This is a genomic window from Ruegeria sp. BA12 (genome assembly GCF_056539625.1).
This window is the reverse complement of sequence record NZ_JBQFVF010000008.1, coordinates 70,804-86,116: the sequence shown is the minus strand read 5'-3', so window position 1 is coordinate 86,116 and position 15,313 is coordinate 70,804. Positions and strand designations below refer to the sequence as shown.

Sequence of the window (15,313 nt, the reverse complement as noted above, 5' to 3'; positions counted from 1 at the left end):
CATAACCTAATCTTCGAACTGCAGGGATAGCTCCTTTTGTGTTGCGACGCTTTGACAACACAGGATCAACCCCTTCTCGACGTCACGATCCTCCAGAGCCATCCGGTTGCGCATATGAACGGCGCCGTCCTCAAGCTGGGCGACGCAGGCACCACACACACCGGATTGGCAGCTGAACGGTGGGTTCAGACCGGCTGCAATCGCCGCGTCAAGGAGGGTTTGCCCAGCAGCAACAGGCACCTCCGAGACCTTGCCGTCAAGCCTGATCCGGGCGGTTGCGGCCATGCCGGGTTCGCTCAGGTCGTCTTGGGCGTCTCCGCCGAAGCTTTCCATGTGGATGCGATCGTCTGGCACATCCAGATTCCGCAGCGCCGCCCGGATATCCGTATTCATACTGCCGGGGCCGCAGATCCAATAGTGAGTGTCTTGCGCCACCGGAGGCGTTTCAGTGATTGCCGCCTGAATGACATCTGCGTCCAACCGCCCTGTGCGCCACGGTGAAAACCAGCTGAGCATGGAGGGGTGCGACAGGACATGGCGTAGGGTGAACTGGTTCGGATGTTGTTCCAGCAACTGCTCAAGCTCATCCTGGAAAATGATGCTGTTCGCATTGGCATTGCCAAAGACCAGATGGGCCGAAGAATGGGGTTCATCGGTCAGAACGGAATTGATCATCGCGTAAAGCGGCGTGATACCGCTGCCGGCTCCAAAGAAATAGTGGGTGCGGCGTTTCAGGGCTCCGGGCTGTAAGGTGAAATGCCCGAATGGGGGCATGACCTCGACCGTGCCACCGGGCGACAGGGTGTCGCCTATGTGGTTGGAAACGATCCCATCCTTTACACGCTTGACCGTGATACGCAGCGCCGATCCCGGCGGGTTCGAGATGGTATAGCTGCGCCTTTGCTCCGCACCGGCAATCTGAAACCTGAGCGTCAGATGTTGCCCGGCCGTCCATTGAAACAGATCGGTCAGATCGGGCGGGACGTCGAAAGTTACACTGGTGGCCGCGCCGCCGATCTCTCGGCGAGTGTCGGACACGGTCAGGGTATGAAAGTCACGTTGCATAACAAGGTCCCGTCATCGGTAATCATAGGTCGTGGTCAAGGACTGGATCACCGTCCCGCCAAGATAAGGCGCAAAGACAAAGTTGTCTGTCTGACGCATTCTGCCGCTGTATCCCTGCCAATCATAATCGACATCGGTCACGGCTGTGACGTGCGACACGCCATCCTCGGTGTGCGATGAAATCACGGGCGCTGATCGGGCTGTTTCTGAGTAACCTTCCAACGCCTTCGCGATCTCGGGGTCTTCCGCGTCGGTGTCATCCCCGACACGGTACGAGAACACGTCGTCCGGCTGCCCCATCCCGTATTTGAGGATGATCTGATGCGTGGCATCGGGGTGCCAATCGCTCCAGGTGGCAAGCAGGCTTTGTTCATCCTGCGCTTGTAGGATACGCGCGGCGATGTCTTCCGGTGCGTCAGCTTGCGCCGTCAGCACCAGAACCGATGCAAGCGCAACTCCGATCAGGGTGGCTTGGATTGGTTTCATGATCAATCTCCGGGGCATTCAGCTGTCTTGCATGAAATCCAGCACCACTTTCTGGTGCTGCGTGATCGGGCTTTCGCCAATCCCAGCGGGGCCGATTTCCAGATACGGACTTTTCAGCGATTTCTGCTGCTGTTCGCAGGCATAGATATCTTCGGTCGTGAAATCGCCCGATGTCATCGGATCATCTGCGCCTGCTGCATCGTCGCCTTGATATTTCGGGCCGCCAAAATCCCTCCAAAAGCCCGCGCTTTTCCACTGTTGCTTCTGGAATTCCCAGTTCGAAGCGTTGGCAACCTTTGTGCGGTTCTCGATCCGTGTCAGATCGGGGGCCAACGGTGTGATGATGAACAGATTCCAGCTTTCTTCGCTGGCCCCGATACCAATGCCGGGAAACAGCATAGGAACCCACGCACCGGTATGAGGTTCAGCGATCACACGCGGCATAGGAAGTTTGGCTTCGTGGTCCTTCGCGTAGGCCTCGGACGGGGGTTCCCAAAAGTGGTAATGCGGCCCCTTCCATCCGTATTCCGCCTTGGCATGGTCATACATATGCAGCGTATTCGAATGCAGATGGCTCAAGTGGTAGACGTCGATGTAATTCTCGACAACGATCTTCCAGTTGGCCTTGATTTCATAGGTGTTGCGCCCGTCGGTATACTCGACCAGTTCCTCGGGCTTGTGCGGGCCTAACAGGGGATCGACCTCTCCGAACCATTCGGCAAGGGTGGGGGCGTCAGGGTCCGGATGCACGAACAGCATCCCGCGCCAGACATCCACGCTGGCCGGTTTGAGGCCAAGGCAGGATTTGTCGACACCGTTGGGAAACTCCGACGCCTCATCCGGGACCGAGATCAGGTTGCCCTCAAGATCATAGGTCCAGTCGTGATAAGGGCAGGTCAGCGCTTTTTGTGTCTTGCCGACCGCGCGGATCAACTGGGTACCCCGATGCCGGCAGATGTTGTGAAAGGCGCGCAGCCGGTGATCGCGCCCCATGACGATGAACAGATTGTTCAGCCCGGCCTGAATCGACAGGTAATGGCCCGGTCCTTCGATATCTTCAACCAGCCCGGCAAAACGCCAAGTGCGCGAGAAGATCTGGCGCTGTTCGCGGTCGAACCAGTCCTGCGAGGTGTAAGCCTCGACCGGTAGATGGTGATACATTTTGGTCATCAGAGTACCTCAGGCAAGAAGATGGGCATATTGGGGAAACAGGCTGGCGGCGATCATCATCAGACCCAGCACAGCCCAGAGGCCGACGATGGCCCAGTACAGAACCGGGTCATCGTCGCGGTTGATTTCGAACACCAGAAAGGCTTGTCCGTTCATGATGGTTGGGACGATCCACCAGACAAAGAGCAGCCCCCAAACCCAGTAGAGACCAAGCACAGTGGCCACCAGCAGGATGGGCAGGGCAATGTAGTTCACCGTTCGCGTCGGGGTCATACTTTAGCCTCCAGTGTCGATGCCAGTAGAGAGGCGGCCAGTTTCAATTCGGCGCGCCATGCTTCGGGTGGGTCCAACGGGGACAGGGCGTCCATACTGACAAAGATTGCCGAAATGCCCTGTGTTGCTGCGCGTAAGGTTGCGTCTGGTGCCATTGGGGCCGCGCGCCGCAGGATTGCTTCGACCACGTCGAAGAAATCCGTGAGGCTGTCCATCAGACCTTGGCGCAGATCGGGGCGATCGGGCACTGTGGTGACCAGTGCCTGATAGGCCAGCATCAGCCGTGGATCGGTTCCGCTATCTTCGGAAAACAAGGTGTCTACCAGGTCCGAAGGTGTCGCCGTGTCTGGCAAAGCCTGACGCAAACCGTCCAATGACGCGGTAAATCCGGCAATCACGTATTCGGCCAGCGCGGTTATCATTTCGTCCTTGTTTCCAAGGTAATGGCGTAAGAGCGGTCGCTTGACGCCGGCTTCATCGGCGATCCGCGCCTGGGTCGCGCCTTCCAGCCCGAACCGCGCCACGCAGGTTAGATAGGCGTCGAGTATTTCGTGCGATCTTTGGTCTTTTAGCGAAGGTCTGGGCATCAGGATCTCGTTTATTGTCACGAATGACAAATAAGCGAGAAATATACTTTGTCAACCATGACAATTTATTTTCGAACTGAGAGCGGTGAAAACCCGATCTCGGTTAGTAATGATGAAAAGCGGAAAGGATCGTTAGTTGCGCCGGGCCGCACCGGGCTGCACCGGCAGTTCGTTGAAATGCTTGGCCGTTAACCGGTTACGGAGCGGCCAAACACAGGTCAGTTATTATTTACGCGGGATCGAACGCAAAGTTGGTTTCGGAGGTTTGGCCGGTCACAGATTTGCTGGGCGTACCCGATACATAGACCTCTTCAACAGCGCGATCGTCTCCCATCATCTGCAGGACGAACAATTCTTCTGCAAGACTGCCAACGCGATCCATACGCAGGGCCATGGCGGGGGTGCTGCGGGCGTTCAGAACAACGACATCGGCCTCGGTTCCGGGGTCGAGGTTTCCGATTTTGTCTTCCAGACCCAGAACGCAGGCATTACCTCGCGTAGCCCAGTGGAAGGCCTGCAGGGGATGCAGAGCCAGCCCTTGCAATTGCAGAATCTTGTACCCTTCGTTCAAGGTTTGCAGCATCGAGTAGCTGGTGCCAGCACCGACATCCGTTGCGATCCCGTTTGAGATACCGCGCGCGCTCAGCCCGCCATGATCAAAGAGGCCGCTGCCCAGGAACAGGTTCGAGGTCGGGCAAAACACGGGATGTGCACCGGTTTCTGCAAGCGCGTCGATCTCGCGTGCCTCCAGATGGATCGAGTGCCCCAACAGAGTCTTTTGCCCCAGCAGACCAAAGGATTGGTAGACATCCAGATAATCGCGCGCCTGCGGATAAAGCTGCTTGGTAAAGGCAATCTCATCTTTGTTTTCCGACAGATGCGTCTGGATGTGACAATCCGGATGCTCCTGCGCCAAGGACTGCGTCATGGCCATCTGTTCCGGCGTCGATGTGATCGCGAACCGAGGTGTGATGACATAGCCGTTGCGGCCCTTGCCATGCCAGTCCGCAATCAGCGCCTTGGTGTCATCGTACCCGGTTTGCGGCGTGTCCTGCAGACCTTCTGGCGCATTGCGGTCCATCAGGACTTTACCGCCAAGCATGCGCATGTTTCGTCTGGTCGCTTCAGTAAAAAACGCATCCGCCGAGGTTTTGTGGACCGAGCAATAGGCCACCGCGGTCGTGGTGCCATGCGTGACGAGCTGATCGTAGAATGCCCGGGCCATGTTCGCGCTGTGTGCATCCGAGGCAAAACGGGTTTCTTCCGGGAAGGTGTAATTGTTGAGCCAGTCCAAAAGCTGTGCGCCCCATGAGGCGATCACCTGCACTTGGGGGAAGTGAATATGCGTGTCGATAAACCCGGCCATCATAAGGTGTGGGCGATGGTCTGTCACAGGCACATCCCCGGCTTTCGCGCTGATCTCGGCGAAGGGTCCGGTATCCTGAATGATTCCGTCCTGGATCAGCAGGGCGCCGTCCTCAAGATAGGTATACGCGCCGGAATCTTCGCCGCTTAGGGGTTCGCGATGAAAGGTCAGCAGACGACCGCGAAGCAATCTCTGTGTCATGAAAGGTCTCGTTTGTAGGATAGGGAAAGAGTAGGGGGCAGCCCTGCGACTGCCCCGCTATGGATTAGGCCTGTTGTGCAGGTGAGTCGTCGTCGATCAGATCAGGCTCATCCGGTACGATTACACGATGCTCAAGATCCTCTTTGGGTGCGAACATCGGATAGACGTAGAGGAACGCGCCGATGATCAAGTAACCAATGGTGATCCCGTCGAACTGAGGCACCTGCAACGTGTAGGAATGGATGATCCCAACAGAGGACATCAGCCCACCAGCGACAGCAAACGCGCCCGCCATCCGGAACCGGCCGTCGATTACGTCGGCCACAATGGCACCCCAGACCAGACCCGTGATGATCGCACCTTGGCTCAGGGCAAGGTGTCCTTCGTAATGGGCACCTTCCATCAGTAGTGCTGCGGTCAGGCCTTCGTCACCCAGCGAGGGCAGTCCCTCGACACCGGTGCTGCGCAGAGCGTTCATCAGAGACCCCCACTTGACCATCAGGAAGGCCGAGATGTGAGGCAGGATCGCAAAGGATACGGCAGCCATGTGCATCGGCTTTACAGCCCAGGCCGTGTTGGTGATCAGGCTGACCGAAACAAAGACCAGGACCGGAGCCGCGGCGGCAATCGGGATCAGGCCCGCAAGGAAGGACAAGAAGCCCAGGAAAGCGGCGGCAGCGATCACAACAGCCACACCAACGATGTAACCGGCATGTGCATCAAGCCGCTTGTAGGCAGGGTGCCCGATGTAAACGGTTGTCGGGAAGGGCGAACCAAAAAGCGCACCCAACATTGTGCCTGCGCCGTCCGTTACTTGGCACAGTCCAACCGGGTAGTGGTCGCCTGCAGCCTCGGCCGATTCCACGTTGTTCATGGTTTCGATGAAGTTGTAGATTTGTACCGGGATCAGCACCAGGAACAGCTCGGGGTTGGCGAACAGGTATTGCACACCGGCGATGAGGTCACCGAAATAGGGGACCGGCGGGTAAAAGCCGATGCCGCTGACGTCGATTTTGGATTCACCAAGGATGATAGCAATCACCGTACCGGCAGCAATTGCGACCAGACCGGCCGGAACATTGCCCGGCAGGCGAAAACGCCCGATCAGACCCCATAGGATAAACAGCAGCGACGTGAAGCCGATGATGGGGTTTTCGAACACCTCGGCCAACGGAACGGAACCGATAAAGACCAGCGCAATACCGCACAGCGTGCCCAGCATCCCGGCGCGCGGCGTGATCCGCTTCAGATAAGGCCCGACAATGGCACCCAAGGCCGCAACGATGCCGCCCATGAACCCGGCGCCAATGCCCACTTGCCATGCCAGCATGGGATCATTGGTCGCCCAGTAGATGGGTCCGATCACACCGAACAAGTAGACGAACATAACCGGCGTCGAGATGCCGTAGGGCAAGGCGGTGACGTCTTCACCCCGTTTGTTTGCGGCCCATTTGGCGAGGTACGTATAAACGGCAACACCGGCCAAAATCGCGACGGCGGCACCGGGAACAATGCGGCCAAACACGATTTCGGCGGGCATCTGAAACACGAACTGGCAGACCCCGGAAAGGATCAGCAGATTCACGAGGTTGTCAGTAAACAGCGCCCAGAAAGCGCTGAAGTCGCTGCGGGTAAACAGCTTGTATTCGTAGGTCCTCCCGTCCATGACGGTCTCCTCCTCTGATGTGACCGGAATGGCCCGACAGATGTCAGGCCGATCTCCCTTTCCGGTCGTGATGGTGGCCCCGCAGGGGCGCCTGGTTTGCCCCGGTCGGGGCGGTCGCGGCAGTTTCAGAGGTCAATTCAGCCATCACCTCGGCCACCACGAAGGTGGCGATGACGCTGGGCCGCTTGTCGCGGCTACCGCTTGCCCCGATAGGGCATTTCAAGTGTTCGATAGACTGTCCGTCACAGTGTTTGTGCGCCCAGTTCTTAAGTTTCACTCGCTTGGTGGCGGATCCGATCATCCCCACATAAGCGGTGTCCTGACGTTCCAGCGCGGCGGATGTCAGCAGGAAATCAAGCCCGTGATCGTGAGTCAGAACGATAAAGGCGCTGCCCGCAGGCGCACCCCAGATATCCGTCTCGGGGATCGCGCTGACGCGGGTTTCGACATTGGCTGTGCAAAGCTCGACCTCTTCGGGTCGGGTGTCGACGAGGATGCAGCGCACCGGCAGATGCTGAAACTGATTGGCCAAAGCGCGCCCCACGTGACCTGCGCCCATGACATAGACGTGTGGCAAAGCCTCGTCGCGCTGGGTCGCGCGTTCCGTGGCGGCCCATTTGTCGGACGCACGCATGCGGGTCAGTTTCATCTCGACCCGCCCACCGCAGCACTGGCCGATTTCCGGGCCAAGCGGCACATCCAGATCCTGATGCAACACCCCGTCGCGCAGCATGTCGCGGGCGGCGTTGATGGCCATGAACTCCAATTGGCCACCACCGATGGTTCCCCACAGCGCCCCGGGTGCCACGAACATCTCTGTCCCTTCATTGCGCGGCGACGACCCGCGCACACGTGTCAGTGCTACGCGGATCACGCTGTGCTGCGTGGACAGGAATTCGCTAAGGGAACCGGGGGCAGTCATGGCTCAGGGCCCCGCTTGCAGCCGCGCAACTGCCATCAGCACACGTTCGGGGGTGGCTGGCGCGTCAAGGCGCGGGCATTCGCGGTAATCAGCGACAGAGGCCACGGCCATCGACAGCGCCTCGAACACCGAAATGCCCAGCATGAACGGCGGTTCTCCGACAGCTTTGGAGCGTTTGATGGTCAGCTCGCGGTTTTCCGACCAGTCGGCAAGGTTCACATTGAAGATGCGCGGACGGTCGGACGCGAGCGGAATTTTGTAGGTCGACGGCGCATGGGTGCGCAGACGGCCCGCGTCGTCCCACCAAAGCTCTTCGGTGGTCAGCCACCCCATGCCCTGAATAAACGCGCCTTCGACCTGGCCCTTGTCCAGCACAGGGTTCAACGAGCGTCCAACGTCGTGCAAAAGATCAGTACGCTCTACCCGGTACTCACCAGTCAGGGTGTCAATTGTCACTTCCGAACAGGACGCGCCATAGGAGTAATAGTAGAACGGGCGGCCTTGTCCTTTGGCCCGATCCCAGTGGATTTTCGGCGTCTTGTAGAACCCGGCCGCCGAAAGTTGCACACGTGCTAGATAGGCCTGTTTGATGAACGTGTCGAAAGGCAGAACTTCGTCGCCGATATGCACCTGATTGGCGTGGAAGGCCACGTTCTCGGGTGTAACATCCCAGTTCTCAGCGGCGAATTTCACCAGACGCGCTTTGATCTGCTCGACCGCGTTCAACGCAGCCATGCCGTTCAGATCAGTCCCGCTCGAGGCAGCCGTGGCTGAGGTGTTGGGAACCTTCTCGGTGGTCGTTTTGGTGATCTTGATCCGGCTGAAATCGACCTGAAAGGCTTCGGCCACGACCTGCGCAACCTTGGTGTTCAGGCCTTGCCCCATTTCGGTGCCACCGTGGTTTAGGTGGATCGAACCGTCATTGTAGACATGCACCAGTGCGCCAGCCTGATTGTACCAAGTCGCTGTAAAGGAAATGCCGAATTTGACTGGTGTCAGCGCGATGCCTTTTTTCAGGATCGGCGACGTCTTGTTGAATTCGATGATCTCCCGACGGCGCTTGCGATATTCCGATGTCTCTTCCAGCTCTCCGATTAACCGGTCGAGAATGCTGTCTTCGACCTCTTGGTGGTAGGGGGTGATGTTGCGGTCCGTGGTGCCGTAGAAGTTGGCCTTGCGTACATCCAGCGGGTCCTGCCCGGTGGCATAGGCAATCTCTTCGATCATCCGCTCTGCCGCGATCACACCTTGGGGGCCGCCAAACCCACGGAATGCGGTATTCGAAACCGTGTTGGTTTTCATCGGGTGGCTGTTCAGGCGCACGTTCGGATAGAAATAGGCGTTGTCTGCGTGGAATAGCGCCCGGTCGGTCACGGGCCCCGAAAGGTCTGCTGAAAACCCGCAGCGCGCGGCAAAGCTGCCTTCGACAGCCTGAATGCGGCCATCATCGTCAAAGGCGACGTCATAATCGATCACAAAGTCATGGCGTTTGCCGGTCGCCGTCATGTCCTGATCCCGGTCGGGGCGGATTTTCACGGCGCGGTTCCACTTTTTGGCAGCCATGGCAGCAACCGCGCAGAACAGGTTCATCTGGCTTTCCTTGCCGCCAAAGCCACCGCCCATACGGCGCACGTTGACCACAACGGCGTTGGACGGCACGCCCAGGACATGCGCCACCATATGCTGCGCCTCGGACGGGTGTTGGGTTGAGCAATGCACGACCACATCGTCGTCTTCGCCCGGAATGGCAAAGGCGATGTGACCCTCGAGGTACATGTGATCCTGGCCGCCAACGCTCATGCGGCCCTTGATCCGGTTGGGGGCGGTAGCCTGCGCCGGGGCGACATCTCCGCGCTCCAGCTTGAGCGGTGCCGTGACATGCGGGTAACCGGCCTCCTGCGCGGCAATCGGGTCCAGCGCATGGGGCAGAGTTTCGTAGTTGATTTTTGCCAGATCCGCGGCCCGGCGCGCGATGTCGCGGGTTTCGGCAACAACGGCAAACAAAGGCTGCCCATGAAACTGAATGGCATCGGTCGGGAAAACCGGTTCATCGTTCAGATGTGTCGGGCTGATATCATTGGCCCCCGGCACATCATCCGCGGTCAACACTCCGACAACGCCGGGCGTGGCCAGAACGTCGGTGAAGTCGATGCCCAATAGCTTGGCGTGCGCTACGTCCGAGACGCCGAGATACGCGTGCAGCGTGCCTTCGGGCTGGGCAATATCGTCGGTGTAATCGGCCCGTCCGGTGACATGCTTGATCGCGCTGTCATGTTTGACATTGGTGTGGGCCGCCCCGGTGATGGAAACGTTATCTTTCATTTTTTGTCTCCTTATCAGGCGCAAGCCAGTTGAACGGGGGCGTCGGTTTGGGCGTCGTTTTCAAGGTAGAAGCGACGCAGCAGGTTTTGGGCGGATAGCATTCTGTAGTCAGACGATGCGCGCCAATCGGTGAGAGGGCTGAAATCTTCAGCCAGCGCCTCGGCGGCGGCCTCAAAGCTTTCCCGCGACCAGGATTGACCGTTCAGCGCCGCCTCGGCAGCAGTGGCTCGCTTGGGCGTGGCAGCCATACCGCCGAATGCGATGCGCGCATTGCTGATGGTGCCGTCCTTGACCGTAATGTGAATGCCAGCAGCGACCGAGGAGATGTCCTCGTCACGACGTTTGGAAATCTTGTAGGCCGCATTCAGATCATCGGGTCCGGGCAGGGGCACATGGATGCTTGCGACGAACTCATCGGGTTGGCGGTCTTGCTTTCCGTAGTCGATGAAGAATTCAGCGAGAGGCAGCGTCCGGCTTTCGGAACCGCGCCGCAGCGTGATTTCCGCTCCAAGCGCGATAAGAACCGGCGGCGTATCCCCGATGGGCGAGCCATTGGCGATATTTCCGCCGACGGTTCCCATATTCCGCACCTGCCACCCTGCGATGCGATCCCAGTAGGAGGACAGGTGTGGCAGGTGTTCAGACAGAAGTTCCTGGCAATCGGTGTAGCTGGCGCCAGCACCGATCAGGAGGAGGGAACCCTGTCTTTCGACTGTTTTCAGGTCTTCGAGATGACCGGTGAAGATGGCAGGCCCGATGTTACGCAGGAATTTGGTGACCCAAAGACCCACATCCGTGGCACCGGCCACGATCGTGGCCTTGGGATAGTTCTGCAGGCAATCGGCAAGGTCATCAACGCTGGAGGGGATAATGCTCAGGTTGTCTTCCGGTCCGGATACAACGCGCCGATCGTCCTTGAGCGCGGCCAGACGTGCGGTCATGGTTTCACGTTCGGTATTCAGGTGGTCCGATGCCGGGGTGCCATAGCGGCTGACGGCAACGGCGGCACGGATGATTGGCTCATACCCGGTGCAGCGACACAGGTTGCCCTGCAGCGCGGTTTCAACCTGCGCTTTGGTCGGCTCGGGCGTTTGCATCCACAGTGCATATAGCGCCATGACGAAGCCCGGCGTGCAGAACCCGCACTGGCTGCCGTGGTGATCAATCATCGCCTGTTGTACCGGGTGCAGACGACCGTCCGGGCCGGACAGGTGTTCGACCGTCACGACATGGCAGCCATCGACCGAGGCAAGAAACCGGATGCAGGCATTCACGGGAACATAGGCCAGACCTTCACCGCCAAGCCGTCCAACAAGAACGGTGCACGCGCCACAGTCGCCCTCGGCGCAGCCTTCTTTTGTGCCTGTCAGCCGACGCTCCAACCGCAGGAAATCCAGAAGCGTCTGGTCTGCGGATACGTTTGGAACGGACACATCCTTGCCATTCAGGACAAATTGGATGTCGGTGCGATGCGTCATGGTATTCTCCCTATGCCCCTGCCTTTCAGGTGGGTGATCGGGGGGACCATAGGCGCAACGATTGAGTCTTAAAATCGCCGGAAACGGCAAATACTTTCAACAGATCGTTGAAAAATAAAACGCCATGGCGCAGTCTTTCCGCAAGGAGAGGATCGAATGTCGTACATCGAAAGCCTGCGTGTTTTTGTCAGAGTGATGGAGCTGGGCAGCATTACATCCGGCGGGCGCGACCTGCGGTTAACCCCGGCGGTGGCCAGCAAACGATTGAAAGAGCTTGAGAACCATTTGGGTGTGCGGCTGTTCAACAGAACGACCCGGTCGATGACCCCAACCGAAGTCGGATCAGTTTTCTACGATGAGGCCAAAGCCGTTCTGCTGGCGATCGATCACGCCGAAGCGCGCGTTGCGAGCTTTTCCGATGCCCCGCGAGGTGCCATTCGCATCACCGCGCCGCTGGGTGTCGGGCGTAGAATCGTCGCGCCTCTGGTGCCGGAATTCTCGGAACTCTACCCCGAAACAGAGATTCGCATGCGTCTTTCGGACCGCAAGGTGGACATGATGGCCGACGGATTGGACATCGCGTTCTTTATCGGTGAGCCCGGCGATTCCACCATGAAACTGCGGAAGTTTGCGGATTGCGATCGCGTGCTGTGTGCGTCTCCGGAATATCTGTCGAACTTTGGCGTGCCCAATACGCCGGATGACCTTCTGCATACGCCCCATAACTGCCTTTTGCTGCGGTATCCCAGATCGCCCGAATACTTCTGGACCCTCAACACCGACATGGGACCGCGAAAGCTGGAAGTTCACGGTAAATACGATGCGGATGATGGGGACGTGCTGACGGACTGGGCGCTGGCGGGCAAAGGGATCGTTAACAAACCACGCTTTGACGTGCGGGACTATCTTGAGGACGGTCGACTGGTCGAGGTCCTACCGAAGACACCCCCAGTGCAGACGATTTTCGGGTGCCTTTATCCGCATAAAAAGCTTCAGGACCCCAAGGTGCGCCTGTTCGTCGAACATATCGCGCAGCACAGCAAACGCTTTTTCGCGCCGGGCTGAAAAACAAAAAACTGGGTATGAAAACCCAGTTTGCCTGTCACCAATTTCTCTGTTGGTGCTATTCATCTCTGACTTCGTTGATCCACGCAACAATGGTCTGGCGTGCTTCTTCATCCATCTGAACCGCCGATGGTGGCGGCATCGCGTGGCTGATCCCGGCCTGCAGATAAATCTGGTCGGCCTGCCGGGCCACGTCACCGGGTGTTTCAAGGTAAACCTTCTTGGGTGCCCATTTCATTGTGCCATAGACCGGCTCGCGCGCATGACACATGGAGCAATTGCCCAGCACCGTGTCATACGCGGCCTCAAAACCGGCGGCTGACGCATATTTCTGTTCATATGGCGTCAGCTCGCGGGCTTCGGCGTCTTCCCATGTTTCTGTTGGCCTGACCGAAGACAGCCAAGCGATTATGACCATGAGAATGACCGTGACAGCCCAGGTCCAGTGCGGGCCTTCCCCGGTCGAGTGCATGGTGTTGAAGTAATGCCGGATGGTCACGCCTGTCAGGAAGATCAGGCTGGCAATGATCCACGAATACTCGGTTCCGAAAGCCAGAGGGTAGTGGTTCGACAACATCAGGAACACGACCGGCAAGGTCAGATAGTTGTTGTGCGTCGAACGCACCTTGGCGATCTTGCCGTATTTCGCGTCGGGCGTCCGACCGGCCTTGAGGTCTTCGACCACGATCCGCTGGTTCGGCATGATCTGAAAAAACACGTTGGCCGTCATGATCGTTGCCGTGAACGCACCAAGGTGCAAGAGCGCAGCGCGGCCAGTGAAGATCTGGTTATAACCCCAAGACATGATCACCAGGATCACGAATAGCAACAGCATCAACACGGTCGGGTGGTCGCTGAGCTTGGATTTGCACATCTGATCGTACAGCAACCATCCGATAGTCAGTGAACCGCCAGAGATCAGGATGCCTTGCCACAGCGCCAAATCCACCTTGGTTGGATCAAGCAGGAACAGCTCACCGCCGACCCAGTAGATGATCATCAGAAGGGCCGCTCCAGATAGCCAGGTCGTATAGCTCTGCCATTTGTGCCAGGTCAGATGTTCGGGCATCCGGGCAGGCGCCACAAGGTATTTGACGGTGTGATAGAACCCGCCGCCATGTACTTCCCATTCCTCGCCATAAGCCCCGTCCGGTAGGGCAGGGTTTGGCTTAAGCATGAGGTCCAGCGCGATAAAATAGAATGACGCGCCAATCCACGCCATCGCGGTGATCACATGCAGCCAGCGGACAGAAAAGGCGATCCACTCCCACATTACGGCCAAGTCGTACATGGCATTGCTCCTAAAGTTCAAAGTTCCTGTGCACTCTATGCGATAGAGGTTTGTTCTGGTATTGCTGCGAAAGACCAAGCAGTATCAAAAAATGCAAAAAAATGTCCTACTTCGATAACATCCGCACTTTTGTCCGTGTCTATGAATTGGGCAGCATGTCTGCCGCGGGCCGCGATTTGCGGGTTTCACCGGCTGTAACCTCGGCTAGGATTTCCCAGCTTGAAGAACATCTTGGTGTACGTCTGTTTCAACGTACAACGCGCAGCCTGACGCCGACAGAACAGGGAAAATCGTTTTATCGGGGGGCGACGGAAATTCTTGAAGCCGTCCAGAACGCCGAAGCGCAAATCGTCAATATCACAGAGAACCTCAAGGGATCGCTATATATCGCCGCCCCCTTGGGGGTTGGTCGGCGTCTGATAGCTCCGCAGGTGCCAAAATTTCTGGCAGAATACCCTGAGGTGAATGTTCGGCTAAGGCTGACTGATCGAAATGTGGATATCACGACCGAAGGCCTGGATTTGGCTTTCTTCCTTGGTCAGCCCGAAGACAGCAATTTGCGCATTCGAAAGATTGCTGACGTGGAACGGGTTCTGTGTGCTTCCCCGAAATACATCAAGAAACATGGGATGCCAGAAAGTGGCGACGATATTGTCGCCAACGGGCATGAATGCCTCAGCCTGCGGTTTCCCGGTGCAACTGAATTCCAGTGGCTTTTGAGAACCGAAACCGGACCAAAGCGATTCCGTGTTTCAGGGCGGTACGAGTCAGACGATGGCGACGTGTTGACGGATTGGGCCCTGGCCGGGCACGGCATCGCGTTGAAGCCGGTATTTGAGATTTCAAAGTACCTCAACGCCGGCACCTTGGTTCCGGTCGCGGTTAAAACACCACCGGAACCGATTCAAATGGCGTGTTTGTTTACCCACCGTCGTATGCAGGACCCCAAGACACGCCTGTTCATGGAGTTCATAATCGAGCGTATTGGTTCAACGATTGCTGAGACAAACACGCCCTAAAAGTCGGCTCAACTGCCGCGATAGGTTGAGTACCCGAAGGGCGAAAGAAGCAGCGGCACATGGTAATGCGACTGTTCGGACATCCCGAAGCGGATTGGGATTATGTTCAGAAAACGTGGATCCTCGGGCGGAGTGCCAGATGCGTCCAGGTATTCCCCGGCGTAGAAAATCAATTCGTACTCGCCCAATGAAAACTCGGCTTCGGGCAGGATTTGTTCATCCGTGCGGCCGTCGTCATTGGTGACCAGGGTTTTCAGCAATGTACGGCCAGTCCCCTCAATTCGAAAAAGTTCGATTTTCAGACCCTCGGCAGGGCACCCCCGCGCCGTGTCCAGAACATGTGTAGTTAGGTAACCTGACATTTGCGCCTCTCTCTAAAACTTGGAAATTACTAATCCGATT

The 15,313-nt window shown here is 57.7% G+C and carries 14 protein-coding genes; 2 read left to right on the top strand and 12 right to left on the bottom strand.

All coding sequences use genetic code 11. The features are described from left to right. Positions 1-6: 6 nt before the first annotated feature. The 10 genes from ACR0B0_RS15225 to xdhA all read right to left on the bottom strand — a co-directional run bounded on the left by ACR0B0_RS15225 (position 7) and on the right by xdhA (position 11,536). Positions 7-1,065, bottom strand: coding sequence for a ferredoxin--NADP reductase (locus ACR0B0_RS15225; RefSeq protein WP_170362082.1), 1,059 nt, complete (start codon positions 1,063-1,065; stop codon positions 7-9). 12 nt (positions 1,066-1,077) lie between these two features. Then, positions 1,078-1,551 (bottom strand): hypothetical protein, encoded by a 474-nt coding sequence (locus tag ACR0B0_RS15220; RefSeq protein ID WP_170552764.1) that lies wholly within the window; start codon positions 1,549-1,551, stop codon positions 1,078-1,080. Between the two features lie 18 nt (positions 1,552-1,569). Further along, positions 1,570-2,721: an aromatic ring-hydroxylating oxygenase subunit alpha gene (locus tag ACR0B0_RS15215; RefSeq protein ID WP_480648521.1), complete on the bottom strand. Its 1,152-nt coding sequence runs from the start codon at positions 2,719-2,721 to the stop codon at positions 1,570-1,572. A 9-nt stretch (positions 2,722-2,730) separates the two neighbouring features. Beyond that, positions 2,731-2,994: a hypothetical protein gene (locus ACR0B0_RS15210; RefSeq protein ID WP_480648519.1), complete on the bottom strand. Its 264-nt coding sequence runs from the start codon at positions 2,992-2,994 to the stop codon at positions 2,731-2,733. Continuing rightward, positions 2,991-3,581: a TetR/AcrR family transcriptional regulator gene (locus ACR0B0_RS15205; RefSeq protein ID WP_170378014.1), complete on the bottom strand. Its 591-nt coding sequence runs from the start codon at positions 3,579-3,581 to the stop codon at positions 2,991-2,993. The genes ACR0B0_RS15210 and ACR0B0_RS15205 overlap by 4 nt, the downstream gene beginning before the upstream one ends. Before the next feature lie 229 nt (positions 3,582-3,810). Further along, on the bottom strand, positions 3,811-5,148 hold the full coding sequence (guaD, locus tag ACR0B0_RS15200; RefSeq protein ID WP_480648517.1) for a guanine deaminase: 1,338 nt from the start codon (positions 5,146-5,148) through the stop codon (positions 3,811-3,813). Between the two features lie 64 nt (positions 5,149-5,212). Next, positions 5,213-6,814: a xanthine/uracil/vitamin C permease gene (locus tag ACR0B0_RS15195; RefSeq protein ID WP_170350884.1), complete on the bottom strand. Its 1,602-nt coding sequence runs from the start codon at positions 6,812-6,814 to the stop codon at positions 5,213-5,215. A 43-nt stretch (positions 6,815-6,857) separates the two neighbouring features. Then, the gene (gene xdhC, locus ACR0B0_RS15190) at positions 6,858-7,736 is read right to left on the bottom strand and encodes a xanthine dehydrogenase accessory protein XdhC (RefSeq protein ID WP_480648515.1); all 879 of its coding nucleotides are present in this window, start codon (positions 7,734-7,736) and stop codon (positions 6,858-6,860) included. A 3-nt stretch (positions 7,737-7,739) separates the two neighbouring features. Beyond that, a complete protein-coding gene (xdhB, locus tag ACR0B0_RS15185; protein WP_480648513.1) occupies positions 7,740-10,058 on the bottom strand; it encodes a xanthine dehydrogenase molybdopterin binding subunit in 2,319 nt (772 codons plus the stop codon). Positions 10,059-10,072: 14 nt separating this feature from the next. After that, positions 10,073-11,536, bottom strand: a complete 1,464-nt coding sequence (gene xdhA, locus ACR0B0_RS15180; protein WP_480648511.1) for a xanthine dehydrogenase small subunit — start codon at positions 11,534-11,536, stop codon at positions 10,073-10,075. Between the two features lie 156 nt (positions 11,537-11,692). Between xdhA and ACR0B0_RS15175 the strand changes: the two genes are divergently transcribed. Next, entirely contained in the window at positions 11,693-12,601 is a 909-nt protein-coding gene (locus ACR0B0_RS15175; RefSeq protein WP_480648509.1) for a LysR family transcriptional regulator, read from the top strand. 58 nt (positions 12,602-12,659) lie between these two features. On the opposite strand, the gene ACR0B0_RS15170 is transcribed toward ACR0B0_RS15175, so the two are convergent. Continuing rightward, on the bottom strand, positions 12,660-13,892 hold the full coding sequence (locus tag ACR0B0_RS15170) for a urate hydroxylase PuuD (RefSeq protein WP_480648507.1): 1,233 nt from the start codon (positions 13,890-13,892) through the stop codon (positions 12,660-12,662). A gap of 101 nt (positions 13,893-13,993) precedes the next feature. Between ACR0B0_RS15170 and ACR0B0_RS15165 the strand changes: the two genes are divergently transcribed. Then, positions 13,994-14,911: a LysR family transcriptional regulator gene (locus ACR0B0_RS15165; RefSeq protein ID WP_170350890.1), complete on the top strand. Its 918-nt coding sequence runs from the start codon at positions 13,994-13,996 to the stop codon at positions 14,909-14,911. Positions 14,912-14,919: 8 nt separating this feature from the next. On the opposite strand, the gene uraH is transcribed toward ACR0B0_RS15165, so the two are convergent. Further along, complete coding sequence (gene uraH, locus ACR0B0_RS15160; RefSeq protein ID WP_170350891.1) at positions 14,920-15,273, bottom strand: hydroxyisourate hydrolase; 354 nt, start codon at positions 15,271-15,273, stop codon at positions 14,920-14,922. Between the last annotated feature and the right edge of the window lie 40 nt (positions 15,274-15,313).